The organism is Streptomyces capparidis, assembly GCF_054782095.1.
This window is the reverse complement of the sequence record NZ_BAAGTD010000023.1, coordinates 46,562-63,907: the sequence shown is the minus strand read 5'-3', so window position 1 is coordinate 63,907 and position 17,346 is coordinate 46,562. Positions and strand designations below refer to the sequence as shown.

Below are 17,346 nucleotides of genomic sequence, written 5' to 3'. Positions count from 1 at the left end.
CCTCCTCGGCCCCGGACGATGCAGCCTCCCGGGGCCGTGAGGTGTCATCAGGCGCGACCGTAGAGGGGAGACGTTGGGAGGGGTCCCGTAAGGCAGACGGTAGGACGGCGGGGCCGGCCGAACGTCCGCGCCCCGCACCCCGAACGACCCGAGGAGCGCGGCGAGGCGTCAGCGGGGCATCGCGGCGAATGCCCCGCTGACGCCGGCCGATGCCGGGGCGGCGGACCGGGCGAGCGGCTACTCCCCGGACGGTGCGGGCAGGGTGGTGCCGAGCGCCACCGGGGTGCCGAAGTTCGGCGTGCCGTCGGCGTTCCAGGTGAACTTCTGCGCTCGGGTGCTGCGGTTCATGTCGCAGCCGCCGCTCGCGGAGCTGTTGGCGTGGTAGACGATCCAGTCCTCGGTGCCGTCGGGTGACTTGAAGAAGCCGTTGTGGCCAGGGCCGTACACGCCGTTGGCGTTGGACCTCTGGAAGACCGGGTTCGGTGACTTGACCCAGGAGGAGGAGCTGAGCGGGTCGCCGCCGTTGTGGGTGAGCATGCCCAGCTTGTAGTCGGGGGTGGAGCAGTGGCTGGCGGAGTAGACGATGAACGTCCTGCCGTCGCGCTGGAGGACCTCGGCGCCCTCGTTGACCGCGCCGCCCACCGTCTCCCAGTCGTAGGTGGGGGTGGACAGCACCCGGCGGGTGCCACTGGCCGTCCACGGGTTGGACAGCGGCCGGATGAACATGGGCTGCGAGCCGTTGTAGTAGGTGCCGAGGAGGTACAGCTTGCCGTTCAACCGGAGTATGCCCGGGTCCAGCTCCCAGGTGTTGTCCTGGGTGGGGTCGAGCAGGTCGGCCTTGAAGGTGTAGGGCCCCATCGGGTCCTGGCCCGCGCTCTCCAGGACGTGGATCCGCTGGGTGCCCAGGTCGAACGGCTCCCGCCCGGCCGTGTAGTAGAAGTACCACCGCTTGCCGTTGGGGCCGTCGAGGAAGTGGAACTCGGGGGCCCACATCGTGCCCGCCCCGTTGGGCCGGGTGAGGTTGAACACCACTGTCTCCGGGGCCGTCTTCAGCCCGGCCAGCGTGGTGGCCTTGCGCATGGTGATCGTCGAGTTCCAGGTCGTGGTGGCGAGGTAGTAGTACCCGTCGTGGTGGGTGAGCCAGGGGTCGGGCCCGCGCTGGACGAGCGGATTGCTGAAGGTGCCGCCGGTGCCGCCGCCGGTGGAGCCGGGCAGCCGCCACACCCCACCGTTCGCGGTGCCGCACGGCAACTGCACCAGGCCGGTGCCGGAGGCCGCCGAGCCGCCGCTCGGCGTGACGCACTTGCCCGAGCTCACGGAGACCAGGTTGTACGTCCTGTCGGTGCCGCCGACCTGCGCGGGCACCAGCCGCCACCGCTGGTTCGCCCCGTCGTGGCAGGGCCACTGGACGATGGCGGCGTCGTCCGCGGTGGACGCGCCGTTGACGTCGACGCACTGGCCGGACCGGGTGCTGATCGTGTAGGTGTCGGCCGTCCCGGAGACCGGGGAGAAGCCGAAGCTCTGGTGCGCGCCCGCCTCGCAGGTGAAGGCGCGGAGCCGTGTCCCGGCGGTCGACGAGCCGCCCGGGAGGTCCAGGCAGTTGCCGCCGTGCTGGTTCACCGCCGTGGACGTGAACGCCGCGGCGGCGGCACCGGCGGCGGGCGGCGGCGCTGCCAGGAAGGCGACCACCATGGTGAGGACGGCCAGGAACACGGCCGGACATCGGGAACGGTTCACCGCGGGCACATCCTTCATGGGCGGGAGGAGGGAGACGAGGGGCCGTACACCTTCGCTTCGAGCAGGCCGACGGAGTTCGTGCCGCTGCCGGTGAGCAGCACCCGCAGCCGCGTGGTCGCCGTGGCGGTGAACGCGACGCTGTTGTACCGGTCCTTCGCCAGGGGGTATGCGCCGGCGCCGGGCACGTCGGCGTAGGCGGTGCCGTTCCAGTACTGGAGCTTCCACGAGGCGGGCAGGTCGATGCCCTGGTCGTCGTCGAAGAAGTACACCTCGGCCCTGTCGACGGTCCGGGTCGACGGCCAGGTCAGCTCGGCCCACTGCTGCCCGCTCTCGGGCCAGGTGCCCCAGCGCGGGTTGACGGTGTCGCCGGACGACGGCGGGTCGATCCCGTCGTTGACCGCGGTCACGCTCTCCCAGGGGGAGGTGTACGACGCGGACGGGGTCGCCGACGCGGCCAGGTTGGCCGGTGGCGGGGTGCCGCCCCGGTGGTGGACCTTGATCTCGGTCAGGCCCGTCCTGGCCCCGGCGGCGTGGGTGGCCAGGACCCGTACGCGCTGGGCGCTGACGGCCGGGAACCGCACCAGGTTGTAGTTGGCCCGTGGCACGGCCGGGCTCTTGGTCTGGCCGGGTACGTTCACCCAGGCACTGCCGTCGTGGTACTGGACGGCGTACGCGGACGGGGCCCGGTAGGCGGAGCTCGCCGGGCGGCTGTCCTTGAAGTGCAGGCGCACCTCGTCGAATGTGCGGGCCGCGCCGAGGTCCAGCTCGTACCAGTCCTGGGCGGCCGAGGAGCCGCCGGAACCCCAGAACGGCTCATTGGTGGGGAATCCGTCGACCGCGCCGGAGACGCGGCTGCCGGAGCCGGTGTGGGAGGCGGAGGCGGTCGCCCCGGAGGCCAGGTCGGGCAGGTCCGCGGTGAGGTCGACACCCGCCTTGGCGAGCATGTCCACCATCCGGGTGCCGGTGTGGACGACCTGGCCGGGGGCCCGGAGCCCGGGGACGGCGGTGCGGTGGGTGACCGTGCCGCTGGTGGTGACCTCGCCGGTGGCCGGATCCCAGGTGAAGGGCACCAGCGAGCCGACGGTGGCGGCCCGGTCGCCGTTGACGTAGATCGAGTAGCCCTGCGGGATGCCGGGGTAGCGCACCACGCCGTCGGCGGGGTCGTCCCAGACGATGGACAGGTCGGCGTTGCGGTAACGCAGGTTGTTGACGGTGAAGTGGCTCCAGCCGATGTCGATCGGCGACAGCTCGACCTTCGCGTCGTTGCGCGGCCGCAGCCCGGCGACGTCCTCGATGACCGTCCAGTTGCTGCTGCCCAGGATGTTGTGGTGGATCCAGGAGCGGTAGCCGATCGTGCTGCCGTTCCAGTCGGCCCAGAACTCGTTGGCGTCGGGCCACTGGGTGTTGCCGCCGATGTACTGCGCCCAGGCGTTCCAGTAGAGCAGCTTCTTGTAGTCGGTGGCGGTCATCCAGGAGTTGGGGTAGTTGCGCAGCACCGAGGAGTACAGCCGGAACTGCACGGTGGAGTTGATGGTGGAGAAGTTGTTCGAGCCGGGGTTCCCGGCGTCGGCGGCCGCCTTCTTGTCGACCTGGTTGGCGGTGTAGAAGGGGAACACGGGGTACTGCGCCGGGTCGTTGAACAGCCGCAGGGCCTGCCGGTACGTCGCGGTGTCGGGGACGGCTCCGACCGCGAACGGGTAGTAGTTGTTGATCTCCTTCCAGGGCACCCACTCGTTGGTGGACTTCAGCCGGTGCTCGAACAATCGGCGGTCGGGGTTCCACAGCACGCTCGTGATGGCGTCCTTGATCTGCGCCGCCAGCGTGCGCATCTCCGCGGCCTTGGCCGTGTCGCCGACCGTCTCGTACGCCTGTGCGGCGGCGAGCGCGCCGCTGTACTGGTAGGCGGACTCGGCGCGGTCCATGGCGCCGGGCTTCCAGTGGAAGGAGACCGCGTCGGCGTCGTTGCCCGTCAGCGCGCCCCAGTCGTACTCGATGAGCTTGTTGCCGTCGCGGTCGTAGTGGGCGAGCTGCCCCTTGACGTCGCCCTCCGCGTAGTGGGCGAGGCTGCGGGCGATGGCGGGCTGGCCGCCGTGGATCTGATAGCTCCTCCACGCCGCCTCGGCGATGTACTGGGTATAGCTGTTGGACCAGTTCTCCGGGTCACCCGGGTTGTCCAGGAAGCGGCCGCCCTTGGAGACCTGCCCGACGCTCAGCCAGTTCCCGTACGCCTGGACGGGGGTGCGCAGGTACTTCAGGTCGTCGATGTGCATGGGCTGGGTCAGCGCGATCGCGTTGTTGTAGCCGAGGACGCCCTCGGTGGAGGTGGGGAACTGGAACGTCTGCCCGGGGATGTCGGCGTCCAGGTGGTTGAAGCGCATCAGCCACCAGCGGTAGTAGATGCTCTTCTTGATCGCGGGGTCGGGCACGTCGATGTAGGGCACGTTCTGCGCCCACCACAGGTTGTAGGCCCTGACGTGGGTGGCGAAGGCGGTCGCGGGGGAGTGGCCCGCGTAGGCGCGGTACTCCGTGAGGGACTCGGGGATCTCGTCGGTGACGAAGCCCATCACCACCTTGGCGGTCACGGTGGCCCCGGCCGCGACCGTCACGGTCCGGTCGAGGCCGCCGCCGGAGGCGGTGAAGCCGTCGCCGGTGAGCCGCGGGCGGATGGTGGTGAGGTTGTTGCGGGCGCTCACCTGCCCGGTCAGCTCGCTGCCGCTGCCCGTCGCGGCGTACGGCGAGGTGGCCCGCAGCCGCAGGGTGGCCGAGCCGGTGCCGCTGTTCCTGATCGACAGGTTGGTCACGGCGACGTTGTGCTCGGTGATGAACTTGGTCTGCTCGACCGTGACCGAGCCGCCGGTGTGCACGCTCTTCCAGTGGCTGGGCGCCTGCCTGCGCTGGGACACCTGCTCGGTGAAGGTGCCGGGGGTGATCGCGACGGTGTAGGCGTGGTTGTCGTCGATGCTCTCCCAGTAGGCGACCTTGCCGCCGAACCCGAGCCGGGACGGGTCGTGCTCCTTCATGAACAGCGCCCGCCCGCGGCTCATCAGCCACGGACCGGCCGGGTCGTTGCCGGAGCGGGCCAGCAGGCGGTCCATCCAGAAGTCGGTGCCCGAGCTCTCCGCGTCGTGGATGGCCCGCATCATGTCGCCCGGGGTGTGGGCGACGGGCGGGGCCGGTACCGCCGGGCCGGTGAAGGTCGGGAACCCGATGGTCTGGGCGCCGTGGGCGGGCGGCGCGGCGACGACGGAGCAGGCGGTGAGCGCCAGCGCGACGGAGAGCCGCCTCATCGTCGCCGGGCCCGCCGCTCCTCGGCGTCCTCGGGTGGCGCTCCGGTCGGTGGGGATGGGCAGGGCCCCGCCCGGGGCCGCCGTCCTTCGTCTTCTCATCGGATGCTCCCTGTCCCGTTGACGACGAGCGATCGCTCACGATGGGGGCCGGTGATCACGGCCCGGGGAGTGCGAAAAGGACCTGAAAGGTTTTCGCAACGTAGGAGCGAGGTGGTGTGGTGTCAAGGGAGGCGGGTGCGGCCCGGTGGCGCCGGCCGCGGGGTTCAGGACAGCGGCGCCGTCGAGCCCCTGATCACCACCCGGCAGCGCACGGCCTCCACTCCCGAGCGCCGCACCCCGGCGATCGCGGTGAACAGGGCGCGCGCGGCCGCCCGGCCGACCTGCTCCAGATTCATGTCCACGCTGGTCAGCGGCGGGCGGGAGGCGGAGGTGAGGACCTGCCAGTTGTCGAAGCCCATGACCGCCACGTCCTCCGGCACCCGGTGGCCGCGCTCGCGCAGCACGTCCATGACGCCGCGGGCGATCTGATCGCTGCCGCACAGGACGGCGTCCAGCTCTGGGTGCCGGTCCAGCAGCAGCGCCGTGGCCGCCCGCCCCCAGCCCTCCGACCACGCCCCGAACCGCGGCTCGCCGACCAGGGCCAGCCCGGCGTCGGCGAGGGCCGCCGCCGCCCCCTGCGCCCGGTCCCGCGCCGCGAGGTACCCGGGGTCGCCGGTGATGTGCGCGATCCGGGTGCGGCCGCAGGCGAGCAGGTGCTCCACCGCGATCCGGCCGGCGTCGACGTTGTCGGGGACGATGGACAGGTCCGCCGGGTCCTCCGACGGCGCGTACGCGTACACCACGGGCACGGGCAGCTCGCGGCCCAGGGACGGGCGCGGGTCGGTCCGGCTGCCCACCACGATCAGGCCGTCCACCCGGCGCCCGAGCAGCGCGCGGACGTGGTGCTGCTCGCGGATCGCGTCGCCGCGGGCGTCGCAGAGGAAGACCGCGACCTCGCCCGCCCCGAACGCGTCCTCCGCGCCCATGAGAATCGGGATGCTGAACCGGCCCTCCAGGTCGCTGGTGAGCAGGCCGACGGTGCCGGTCCGCCCGGCGAGCAGGCCGCGGGCCAACTGGTTCGGCCGGAACGACAGCCGCTCGGCCGCCTCGATCACCCGCTGCCGGGTCTCGGCGCGCACCTGGCTGCGGCCGTTGAGGGCCTTGGAGGCGGTGGCGATGGACACCCCCGCCAGCCGGGCGACGTCGCTGAGCGTGGCGGGATGCGGACGAGAGGGGCCGGCGGCCTGTGCCATGGGAGTTCTCCTGTCTCGCGGCGCGTGCCGGGGCGGCGGGCACGTTGCGCGTAAAACCGTACGCGAGTGGTTTCGGTCCAAGGCACCCGATGCCTCCTCCCGGATTTCGGTGCGGTCGTCGACTCCCGGCCAGGACAGGGGGATTGACGGGCGATGGGGCGGGTTCTAGCTTGCTGAAAGGGTTTTCGGTCCGTTTCCGACGAGTTCAGCGCCACCACATCCATGTCCCGACCGGCCGGCCCGCCCGCGGCCCGCCGCCACTCGAGGGGGATCGCCATGGGGCGCACGGCCGGACCGCGCGGACACCTACGCCGTCTCGTCACCGGTGCCATCGCGCTGCTCACCGCCGCCGGCCTGGTCACGGCGTGCGGATCGGGGGACGGCCCGGACGGCGGGGGAGGCGGGACGGGGGACGTGCGGGGCGTCGACGACGGCACCACGCTGACCATGTGGACGCGCGCGGCGACCCGGCCGCAGAGCGAGGCGCTGGTCGAGGCGTACAACGCGCGCCACAGGAACAGGATCGAACTCACCGTCGTCCCCACCGACGACTACCAGGCCAAGGTCGGTGCCGCCGCCGGGTCCCGCGACCTGCCCGACCTGTTCGCCTCCGACGTGGTGTTCGTCCCGAACTACACCGCCAACCGGCTCTTCGCCGACCTCACCGAACGCGTCCGGGCCCTGCCCTTCGCCGAGCACCTGGCCCGGTCGCACATCGAGGCCGGCACCCACGAGGGCAGGAAGTACGTGGTGCCGCACACCCTGGACCTGTCGGTGCTCTTCTACAACAAGGAGCTGTACGAGCGGGCGAAGCTCGACCCCGCGAAGCCGCCCACCAGCCTGCGCGAGTGGGACCGGCACGCACGCGCCGTGGACGCGCTCGGCGGAGGCGTAGACGGCACCTTCTTCGGCGGCAACTGCGGCGGCTGCGGCGTCTTCACCTGGTGGCCGTCCATCTGGGCCGCCGGCGAGGAGGTGCTCGACGAGGAGGGAACCGAGGCGCTCCTCGCCTCCGACACCGCCAAGCGGGTCTACGCGACCTACCGGGGCTGGGTGCGCGACGGCATCGTGGCCCCCGGCGCCCGCGACGAGACCGGCACCACCTGGACCGGGGTCTTCCCCAAGGGCAAGGTCGGCGTGATGCCCATGCCGTCCACCACCCTGGGCCTGATGCCGAAGGACCTCGACCTCGGCGTCGCGCCCATCCCCGGCCCCGACGGCGGCGAGTCCACCTTCGTCGGCGGCGACGCCATCGGCATCTCCGCCACCAGCGACTCCGCCGACCAGGCGTGGCACTTCCTCGCCTGGTCCCTGAGCGAGGAGGCGCAGGTGGAGGTGGTCGCGGCGCACAAGGACGTGGTCGCCCGCACCGACCTGGCGGCCAACAGGCACTCCGAGGCGGACCCGCGGCTGGTCACCATCAACCGGCTCGTGGCGCACGGCCGCACGCCGTACGCGCCGAAGTTCGGCCAGACCTTCAACGACCCCAACGGGCCGTGGCTGGCCCTGATGCGCGACGCCGTCTTCGGCGACGGCGCCTCCGTCGAGAAGCACAACGAGGCGGTCAGCGACTCGCTGGCCGACTGACCGGCCCGGACCCCCGCGACCCCCTGCCACCTCCCACGGCTAAGGAGAGCCATGCAGGTGAAGGCGCCCGACCGGGCGGCCGCCGAGCACCGGGCCCCGCCGCGGCGCCCGGCCCGCCGGCCCCGTGCGGCGACCCCCCTGTGGCGGTCCCGCAAAGTCCAAGGACTCGGCTACGCGGCCCCCACGGCCGTGTTCGTCGCGGTCTTCTTCCTGCTGCCGCTGCTGCTCGTCGGGCGGATGTCGCTCAGCGACTGGCCACTGCTCGCCGGCGACCAGGGCGGCAACGCCCCCGAGAACTACACCGACGCCACCCGCAGCCACCTGTTCTGGCCCGCCGTCCGCTTCACCCTGGTGTACACCGTGATCGTCACGGTCGTCCTCCTCGGCCTCGCGCTCCTCCTCGCCCTGCTGGTGCAGGAGTCCCGCCCCGGCGCGGGCTTCTTCCGCACCGTCTACTTCCTGCCCGGCGCCCTGGGGCTGGCCTCCGCCTCCCTGCTGTTCTGGGGCCTGTACAGCCCCACCACGGGACCGCTCGGCGACGCCCTGGAGAGACTCGGCCTCGCCGACGGCCCGGTCTCCTTCCTCGGCACCCCGAACTCCGCCCTGATCTCGACGGTCCTCCTCGTCGTTTGGAAGTTCGCCGGCTTCTACATGCTGATCCTGCTCGTGGGCCTCCAGCGCATCCCCCACGAGGTGTACGAGGCGGCGCGCATGGACGGCGCCGGCCGCGGCCAGGTCTTCCGCTCCATCACGCTGCCGCTGCTGCGCCCGTCCCTCGCCCTGTGCCTGCTGCTGTGCGTGACCGGCTCGCTGCTCGCGTTCGACCAGTTCTTCGTCCTCACCAAGGGCGGACCGGACAACAGCACCGTCACCGTCGTGCAGTTGATCTACCGCGAGGCGTTCCAGCGCTTGGACCTCGGCACCGCGGCGGCCCTGTCGATCCTCGTGCTCGGCGCGCTGCTGCTGCTCAACCTCCTCCAGTTCATCGGCCTGCGCCGCGCCGACGAGTCATGACCCGCCCCTGTCGCAGAAGGGACCCCACGGTGCTCACCCGCGCCCTCGGCCGCACGCCGTACTACGTCGTCGCCGGAGGACTGGCCGTCATCTTCCTGTTCCCCCTGCTGTGGAACGCCTGGGCGTCGGTCAGCGCCCAGCCCGGCACGGCCCAGGAGTCCGGCTACGGCCTCGGCAACTACCGGACGCTGCTGGAGTACGACGCGGGCCTGTGGCGGTACCTCCTCAACAGCACCGTCGTCTCCTCGCTCACCGTCGCCCTGACCCTCGGGGTGTCGCTGCTCGGCGGCTACGCCTTCGCCCGCTTCGACTTCCCCGGCAAGAACGCGCTGTTCCTGCTGACGCTGGCCATCCTCATGGTCCCGTACGCCACGCTGCTCATCCCGCTCTACGTGCTGCTCGGCGAGCTGCACCTGGAGAACTCGCTGGTCGGGCTGAGCCTGGTGCTGGCCATGTTCCAACTGCCGTTCGCCACCTTCATGATGCGGATCTCCTTCGAGGCGGTCCCGCGCGAACTGGAGGAGTCGGCGCTGGTCGACGGCTGCGGCACGGCCGGCGCGCTGCGCCGGGTGCTCCTCCCGGCGGTGCGGCCGGGGCTGATCACCGTGGGGCTCTTCGCGTTCCTCGCGGCGTGGAACGACTTCATCGCGCCGCTGATCCTCATCTCCGACAGCGAGAAGGCGCCCCTGCCGCTGGCCGTCGCCAACCTGCGGCAGCAGAGCATGGGCGCCGTCGACTACGGCGCCACCGAGGCGGGCGTGGTGGTCCTCGCCGTGCCCTGCCTCCTCGTCTTCCTGCTGCTGCAACGGCACTACGTGCGGGGCTTCATGTCGGGGGCGCTCAAGGGCTGAGGCACCGGACCGAAAGGGAAGCACCCGACCCGAGACGGACGACCGGAAGGACGAACCGAAGGCATGAAGTGGTGAACGCGAACACAGTGGGATCACCCGTCCTGCCGGTGGCGCCGACCCGGGGACGACTGCGGCCGCTCGGCCTGGACGAGGTCCGGATCACCGGGGGCTTCTGGGCGCGGCGCCGGCGGACCAACGCCACCGCCACGCTGGAGCACTGCCGCGAGTGGATGGAGCGCGCCGGCTGGACCGGCAACTTCCGGGCCGCCGCCGAGGGCCGGATCCACCGGGACCGGCGCGGCCGCGAGTTCGCCGACTCCGAGCACTACAAGCTGCTCGAAGCCATGGCCTGGCAGGCCGCGTGCGGCGGGGCCGGCTCCTCGCTCGACGCCCGGATCGCCGCGCTCACCGACGTCATCGCACCCGCCCAGGAACCGGACGGCTATCTGAACACCGCCTTCGGCCGCCCCGGCCAGCGGCCCCGCCACAGCGACCTCGAATGGGGCCACGAGCTGTACTGCCACGGATTCCTCGTCCAGGCGGGCGTGGCCCAGGCCAGGGCCCGGGGGGAGGGGGAGCTGACGAAGATGGCCCGGCGGGCCGCCGACCACGTCTGCGCCACCTTCGGACCCGGCGGCATCGAGGGCGTCTGCGGCCACCCGGGCATCGAGACGGCCCTGGTGGAGCTGGCCAGGCTGACGGGGGAGCAGCGCTACCTCGACCAGGCCGCGCTGTTCGTGGACCGCCGCGGGCACGGCACGCTCGCCGACATCGAGTTCGGCCGCGCCTACTACCAGGAAGACGTGCCCGTGCGGGAGGCCACCGTGCTGCGCGGGCACGCCGTCCGCGCCCTGTACCTCGCGGCCGGCGCCGTGGACGTGGCCGTCGAGACGGGGGACGGCGCCCTGCTCGCCGCGGTCGTACGGCAGTGGGAGGCCACGGTCGCCCGGCGCACCTACCTGACCGGCGGCATGGGCGCGCACCACCGGGACGAGTCCTTCGGCGACGACTTCGTGCTGCCGCCCGACCGCGCCTACTCGGAGACCTGCGCCGGCGTCGCCTCCGTGATGCTGAGCTGGCGGCTGCTGCTGGCCACGGGCGAGCCCCGGTTCGCCGACCTGGCGGAGCGGACCCTGTTCAACGTGGTGGCGACCTCCCCCTCCGAGGACGGCCGGGCCTTCTTCTACGCCAACACCCTGCACCGCCGCCACCGCGGCGCCGCGCCCCCGGCGGACGCCGAGAGCCCGCGCGCCGACTCGGGCCTGCGCGCGCCCTGGTTCGCGGTGTCCTGCTGCCCGACCAACGTCGCGCGGACCCTGGCCCTGCTGCCCGCGTACCTGGCGACGGCGGACGACCACGGCGTCCAGGTGCACCAGTACGCCGACGCCGAGATCTCCACCTCGCTCCCGGGCGGCCGCGGCGTCGCGCTGCGGGTCCGCACCGACTACCCGTCCGGCGGGACCACGACCGTGCGCGTCGTCCGGTCCCCGGACCACCCGTGGACGCTTTCGCTGCGCGTGCCCGCCTGGACGGAGGGCGCCACCGCGTGGCTGGTCGGCGCGGACGGGGCCCGCCGCCGGGTCGCCCCGGGCACGGCCGCGGTCACCCGGGTGTTCCGGCCCGGCGACGAGATCCGGCTGGAGCTGCCCGTGGCACCGCGCTGGGTGGAGCCCGACCCCCGCATCGACGCCGTGCGCGGCACGGTGGCCGTCCAGCGCGGGCCCCTGGTGTACTGCGCGGAGTCCGTGGACCTGCCGGGCGGACACGACGTCGACGCCGTACGGGTGGACACCTCCGCCGAGCCGGAGGACGGTCCCGACCACACCGTCGTCGCGCCCGGCGCGCTCGCCCCACCCGGCGAGCCGCACGGCGCCGCGTGGCCGTACCGTCCGCTCGACCGGGCCGCCGCCCCCGCCGCCGACCGGACGGGGATCGTCCTGGTGCCCTACCACTCCTGGGCGAACCGCGGGCCCTCGACGATGCGCGTGTGGCTGCCGGCGAACCGGCCGCGGACCGCGCCCCCGGGAGGTGACCGCGCCCCCTGACCCTGCACCCAGGCTCGTCCGCCCCGCTGTCCGCCGACGACCGACGAATCGGAGTCCGAGCATGCCCCCCTCCCCCTCCCGTCGCCGCCTGCTGAAGCTCGCCACCGGCGCCGCGGTCGCCGTCCCCGTGGCGCACGCCTCGGCGACCGGCCGGGCCGCGGCGGCGCCCCCGCCCGCGCCCGCGTCCGCTCCCGTGCCCGCCCCGCCCAACTGGGCGGTGCGCCCCTTCCCCCTGGGCGGGGTGACGCTCGGCGCCGGTGCCTTCCGCCGCAAGCGCGACCTGATGCTCGACTACGCCAGGACCTACCCGGCCGACCGCATCCTGGCCGTCTTCCGGGCCAACGCGGGCCTCGACACCCGCGGCGCCCGGCCGCCCGGCGGCTGGGAGACCTCCGACGGCAACCTGCGCGGCCACTACGGCGGCCACTTCCTCACCCTGGTCTCCCAGGCGTACGCCGACACGGGCGAGGCCGCCCTCAAGGCCAAGCTCGACCACCTGGTCGGCGCCCTCGGCGAGTGCCAGCAGGCCCTCGCGGAGCACGGCTCGCCGAAGCCCAGCCATCCCGGCTACCTGGCGGCGTACCCGGAGACGCAGTTCATCCTGCTGGAGAGCTACACGACGTACCCCACCATCTGGGCGCCGTACTACACCTGCCACAAGATCATGCGCGGTCTGCTCGACGCGTACACCCTGGCCGGGAACCCGCAGGCCCTGGCCATCGCCGCCCGGATGGGCGACTGGGTGCACAGCCGCCTCGGCCGTCTGCCGAAGGCCCAACTGGAACGCATGTGGTCGATTTACATCGCCGGCGAGTACGGCGGGATGAACGAGGTGATGGCGGACCTGTACGCCCTCACCGGCCGGGAGGAGCACCTCGCCGCGGCCCGCTGCTTCGACAACACCGCGCTGCTGGACGCCTGCGCCGGCGACCGCGACATCCTGGAGGGCAGGCACGCCAACCAGCACATCCCGCAGTTCACCGGCTACCTGCGCCTGTTCGACCACACGGGGGAGGAGCGCTACGCGGCGGCGGCCCGCAACTTCTGGACCATGGTCGCCGGCACCCGGACGTACAGCCTGGGCGGCACCGGGCAGGGCGAGATGTTCCGGGCCCGGGGCGCGATCGCGTCCACCCTGGACGACAAGAACGCCGAGACCTGCGCCACGTACAACATGCTCAAGCTCAGCCGGCAGTTGTTCTTCCACGACGCCGACCCCGCGTACCTGGACCACTACGAGCGAGGGCTGACCAACCACATCCTCGCCTCCCGCCGGGACACGCCCGGCGCGGACAGCCCGGAGGTCACCTACTTCGTCGGCATGGGCCCGGGGGTGGCGCGCCAGTACGGCAACACCGGCACCTGCTGCGGCGGCACCGGCATGGAGAACCACACCAAGTACCAGGACTCCATCTACTTCCGCTCCGCCGACGGCGGCGCGCTGTACGTCAACCTGTACCTCGCCTCCACGCTGCGGTGGCCGGAGCGGGGCCTGGTCATCGAGCAGACGAGCGACTACCCGGCCGAAGGGGTGCGCACCCTCACCTTCCGTGAGGGCGGCGGCCGACTCGACCTGAAGCTGCGGGTCCCCTCCTGGGCCACCGCGGGATTCACCGTCACGGTCAACGGGGTCCCGCAGCCGGTCGAGGCGGTGCCCGGCAGCCATCTCACGCTGAGCAGGACCTGGCAGCGCGGCGACCGGGTCGCCGTCTCCGCCCCCTACCGCCTGCGGGTGGAGCGGGCCATGGACGACCCCGCCGTCCAGTCGCTGTTCCTCGGGCCGGTCCTGCTCGTCGCCCGGAGCCAGGAGACGCGGTTCCAGGCGTTCTCCTTCTACCGGCACTTCACGCTCCGCGGCGACCTCGCCGACGCGATCGCGCCCGAGGGCCGCCCCATGCACTTCACCACGCACGGCCTGACCCTGGCCCCGTTCCACATCGCGGACGACGCCCGCTACCACGCCTACTTCAGGCGCGCCGAGCCCGTCGTGGTGTTCGGCGCGGCCGACTCCGGCGTACCGAACCGCTCCCGCGGTGACGGCCTGACCTTCCTCGACGTCCTGTGGGGGCAGGCGCCCTTCGCGACCTCCGGCCGTTTCGTGGGAGCGGTGCGCACCCTCGCCGACGGATGGCTGTCGGAGGGACGGTTCACCCGCGCCGAACGGGACCGCGTCGTCGCCGCCGCGGCCGCCGCGGGCCTCGGGCGCGGACGGCCGAGCTGACCCCGCCCCCCGAAGAGCCGGGACTCCACCCCGGACCACGAAGGGCCCGGGCCATGAAGACCTGGGGCGGAGCCCTGCCCTCCCGGTTCCGTTCCGCGCCCTGCCGGGCCTCCCCTCCCCACCCGGCAGGTGCCTGGCGGTCACCGACGCGGCATCAACGGATCCCGCGTCGGTGACCGCCCCGGGCGGTCGCCGCCCGCGTGCGCCGCCGCGTTCGCTACGGGGCCCCCGGGCCGACGTCGGTCGCGGTGAGCGGCCCCCGGACGGCCGCGGCCGACGAGCGTTCGTCCGCGCCGACGTCGGGGGCCCCGGTGCGGGCCTGGCCGTCCATGTCGTCGGTGACGAACGATCGGCTGACGCCCGCGTCGATCGCAGGGCTGCCCGCGCCGATGCGGTACACCGACCCGTCGCGGACGAGCAGCGGGTCGACCGGCCTGATGGCGGAGGCGGGCTGGGTGACCCCGACGGCCGCCGACCCGGTCGGCCACGCGATGTTGCCGGAGTACGTCATGTTCACCGGCTTCTTGAGCTCGTTGAACAGCTTGCCCTGGCTGCCGGTCACCACGTTGTCGGCGATGACCGAGTCGACCGGGGCGAGGCTGTAGTTGGCGCCGATCTCGATGTTCGACACGTTGTTCACGAAGGTGTTGTTCACCACGGTCGCCCGGTATACGCGCCAGTGCGCGCTGAGGGCGCCCGAGGTGTCCACGTCGCCGCCGTCGAGCTGGAGCGCGGCGTCGTAGCCGGTGCCGGTCAGGCCCTCGAAGTAGTTGTTGTAGATCTTGTGGTCCTGGCCGTAGACGCGGATCCCGCCGGTCCCCGACTTCCCCTCACCGAAGAAGAAGTTGCCGTGGAACGTGCCGCGGTTGCCGTGCCGTTGCGACAGCGTGCCCTGGGAGGCGCGGAAGGTGTTGTGGCGGACGATGTTGTCGTTGCTCTTCACGGAGATGATCTCCGGGTCACCGTCGCAGTTCTCGAAGAGGTTGGACTCGATGACGGTGTGCCCGCTCGACCGGGAGATCTCGCTCCAGCCGACCCGGATGGCCTCCATCTCGTTCTGCGCGCGGGGGCCGATGTTGCGAAAGTGGTTGTGGTCGATCAGGTCGTACTGGGACTGCTGGGTCTCCGACCCGTCGATGGTGATGAAGTTCCCGAGCTGGTGCTTCTCCTCGAACAGGTTGTGATCGACCCGGTTGTGGTGGCTGTTCGCCCCGCCGATGAGCACCCACTTCAGCGAGGACTCCTCGGTCAGCCGGAAGTGGTTGCGGGTCAGGCGCACGTTGTTGGAACTGGTGATCTTCAACGTGTTGCTGTTCGTCCACTTCAGGCCCTCGAAGGTCACATACGAGGAGTTCGCGACCTCGAGCTGCCCGTTATTGATCACTGCCCGGCCGCGGTTGGCCGCCACGACCGTGATGGGCTGAGTGGCGGTGCCGTTCTTGCCGGACATCTTGCCGATCGTGTACTGCCCGTCGGCGAGCACGATCCGGTCCCCGGCCTGCGCGGCGCCGAACGCGGTCTGCAACTGGGCCGACGTCGCGACGTTCACGGTGCGGACCGGACCCGGGCCCGGGCCGGGCCCCTGGTCCCCGCCGTGTGTGACGCTCACTTGGTGGATCTCGACCTCACCGTAGTTGCTGGTGCTGCACGGGGAGGAGTTGGTGCAGTTGGCCTGCGTGTAGGCGCCGGCCTTGAAGTAGTTGGTGGGGTCGGAGTGGTCCAGGGTGGTTTCGAGTTGGCCGTTGTAGTAGATATCGATCTCGCCGTTGCCGACCACGTACTTGACCTCGAAGACCGTGCCGAGCTCGTAGTCACCGGTGATGAGGTGGTGGTTGCTGTTGTCGCCGTCCGTGATCCACAGCCGCGAGCCCTCCAGGCGCAGCGCGGTGACGTCGTCCTCGACGCCGTGGATCTGGGCGCCGACGAGTTCGGGCTTGCCCTCGGGCAGGTGGGTGAACGCCTCCCGGACGGTCAGGGTGTGGGTGCCGGAGGTGGAGGACCAGGCGGCGTTGGTCGTGCCGCCGTTGGTCATCTCCCGCAGCTCCGAGCGCGGGTAGTTGGAGCCGCTGGTCGTGACGCCGTTGACCGGGGCGCGGAACTGCACGGCGTCACCGGTGACCATGAAGTAGGGGTCGTGGGAGTAGCTGTCGAGCTGCGGCTGCTTGATCTCGGTCGGGCTCTCCGACGCGCCGATGGGCAGTTGCAGCTTCCAGTTGCCCAGGTCCAGCACATCGGCCGGAACCTCGCCGCCGCCGCCGTTGCCCGGGTCGCCGGTCCAGATCTCGACCTCGGTGAGGCTGTTCCAGTCGCCGGTGCCGGTGGAGGCGGTGTAGCCGTGGCCGAGGTAGCGGATCTTGGTGGTCTGGACCGGGGTGAAGCTGAACGTCTCCAGGCTGGTGGTGGTGCCGCTGGTGCGGCCGTTGTGGGCGGTGACCCACGTGCTGCCGTTCCAGTACTGGATCTCGAACACGTTCTGCCGTGTGGTGCCCTGGTGGACGGCGAGTTTCACGTGGCTGACCGTGGTGGCCGTGCCGAGGTCCAGTTGCAGCCAGGCGCCGTCGCCCTTGCCGGACCAGCGGGTGGTGTGGTCGTTGTCCACCGCGTTGGCGGGCACGTTGCCGTCGTGGGTGCTGGCGGTGACGGCGGTGCCGCCGACCGGCACCTTCACGGGGGTTCCGGGTGTCGGGGTGCTCCCGTCGCCGTCGCCGCTCCAGATTTCGACCTCGGTGAGGCTGTTCCAGTCGCCGGTGCCGGTGGGGGCGGTGTAGCCGTGGCCGAGGTAGCGGATCTTGGTGGTCTGGACGGGGGTGAAGGTGAATGTTTCCAGGCTGGTGGTGGTGCCGCTGGTGCGGCCGTTGTGGGTGGTGACCCACGTGCTGCCGTTCCAGTACTGGATCTCGAAGATGTTTTGGCGTGTGGTGCCTTGGTGGACGGCGAGTTTCACGTGGCTGACGGTCTTGGTGGTGCCGAGGTCCAGTTGCAGCCAGGCGCCGTCGCCTTTGCCGGACCAGCGGGTGGTGTGGTCGTTGTCCACCGTGTTGGCGGGCAGGTTGCCGTCGTGGGTGCTGGCGGTGACGGCGGTGGCGGAGGGGGTGATCTCCACGCTGGCGGCCTGGGCGGTGTGGGGGGTGGCGAGGAGTGCTGCTATCACCGTCACGAGGACGGCGACCGCCAGGGGCAGTTGCCTGTGTCTGTGGGCTGGGTGAGGGTTTGACAGGGTGTGCCGCACGGGGTCGTCCTCCTTGTTGGCGTTCTCCTCCTCGGCCCCGGACCTGTCGCGCTGCCCGAGCCGTGAGACATCAGGCGCGACCG

General features: G+C 71.8%; 9 protein-coding genes. 5 read left to right on the top strand and 4 right to left on the bottom strand.

Annotation, left to right across the window (positions count from 1 at the left end):
• Positions 1 to 237: 237 nt before the first annotated feature.
• The 3 genes from ACYVO2_RS19650 to ACYVO2_RS19640 all read right to left on the bottom strand — a co-directional run bounded on the left by ACYVO2_RS19650 (position 238) and on the right by ACYVO2_RS19640 (position 6,316).
• Positions 238 to 1,737, bottom strand: a complete 1,500-nt coding sequence (locus ACYVO2_RS19650; protein ID WP_461009190.1) for a family 43 glycosylhydrolase — start codon at positions 1,735 to 1,737, stop codon at positions 238 to 240.
• 14 nt (positions 1,738 to 1,751) lie between these two features.
• Positions 1,752 to 5,024, bottom strand: a complete 3,273-nt coding sequence (locus ACYVO2_RS19645; RefSeq protein ID WP_461009248.1) for a discoidin domain-containing protein — start codon at positions 5,022 to 5,024, stop codon at positions 1,752 to 1,754.
• Positions 5,025 to 5,287: 263 nt separating this feature from the next.
• Positions 5,288 to 6,316, bottom strand: a complete 1,029-nt coding sequence (locus ACYVO2_RS19640) for a LacI family DNA-binding transcriptional regulator (RefSeq protein ID WP_461009189.1) — start codon at positions 6,314 to 6,316, stop codon at positions 5,288 to 5,290.
• 276 nt (positions 6,317 to 6,592) lie between these two features.
• On the opposite strand from ACYVO2_RS19640, the gene ACYVO2_RS19635 reads away from it, so the two are divergent.
• The 5 genes from ACYVO2_RS19635 (at position 6,593) to ACYVO2_RS19615 (ending at position 14,034) form a co-directional block, all read left to right on the top strand.
• Positions 6,593 to 7,903 carry an ABC transporter substrate-binding protein gene (locus ACYVO2_RS19635; RefSeq protein ID WP_461009188.1) on the top strand — a complete coding sequence of 437 codons (1,311 nt, stop codon included), beginning with the start codon at positions 6,593 to 6,595 and terminating at the stop codon, positions 7,901 to 7,903.
• A 51-nt stretch (positions 7,904 to 7,954) separates the two neighbouring features.
• Positions 7,955 to 8,917, top strand: a complete 963-nt coding sequence (locus ACYVO2_RS19630; protein ID WP_461009187.1) for a carbohydrate ABC transporter permease — start codon at positions 7,955 to 7,957, stop codon at positions 8,915 to 8,917.
• A gap of 29 nt (positions 8,918 to 8,946) precedes the next feature.
• Positions 8,947 to 9,768, top strand: coding sequence for a carbohydrate ABC transporter permease (locus tag ACYVO2_RS19625; RefSeq protein ID WP_461009186.1), 822 nt, complete (start codon positions 8,947 to 8,949; stop codon positions 9,766 to 9,768).
• 71 nt (positions 9,769 to 9,839) lie between these two features.
• Positions 9,840 to 11,813, top strand: a complete 1,974-nt coding sequence (locus ACYVO2_RS19620) for a glycoside hydrolase family 127 protein (RefSeq protein ID WP_461009185.1) — start codon at positions 9,840 to 9,842, stop codon at positions 11,811 to 11,813.
• Positions 11,814 to 11,874: 61 nt separating this feature from the next.
• Entirely contained in the window at positions 11,875 to 14,034 is a 2,160-nt protein-coding gene (locus ACYVO2_RS19615; protein ID WP_461009184.1) for a beta-L-arabinofuranosidase domain-containing protein, read from the top strand.
• Positions 14,035 to 14,251: 217 nt separating this feature from the next.
• On the opposite strand, the gene ACYVO2_RS19610 is transcribed toward ACYVO2_RS19615, so the two are convergent.
• Entirely contained in the window at positions 14,252 to 17,185 is a 2,934-nt protein-coding gene (locus ACYVO2_RS19610) for a chondroitinase-B domain-containing protein (protein WP_461009183.1), read from the bottom strand.
• Positions 17,186 to 17,346 lie beyond the last annotated feature (161 nt).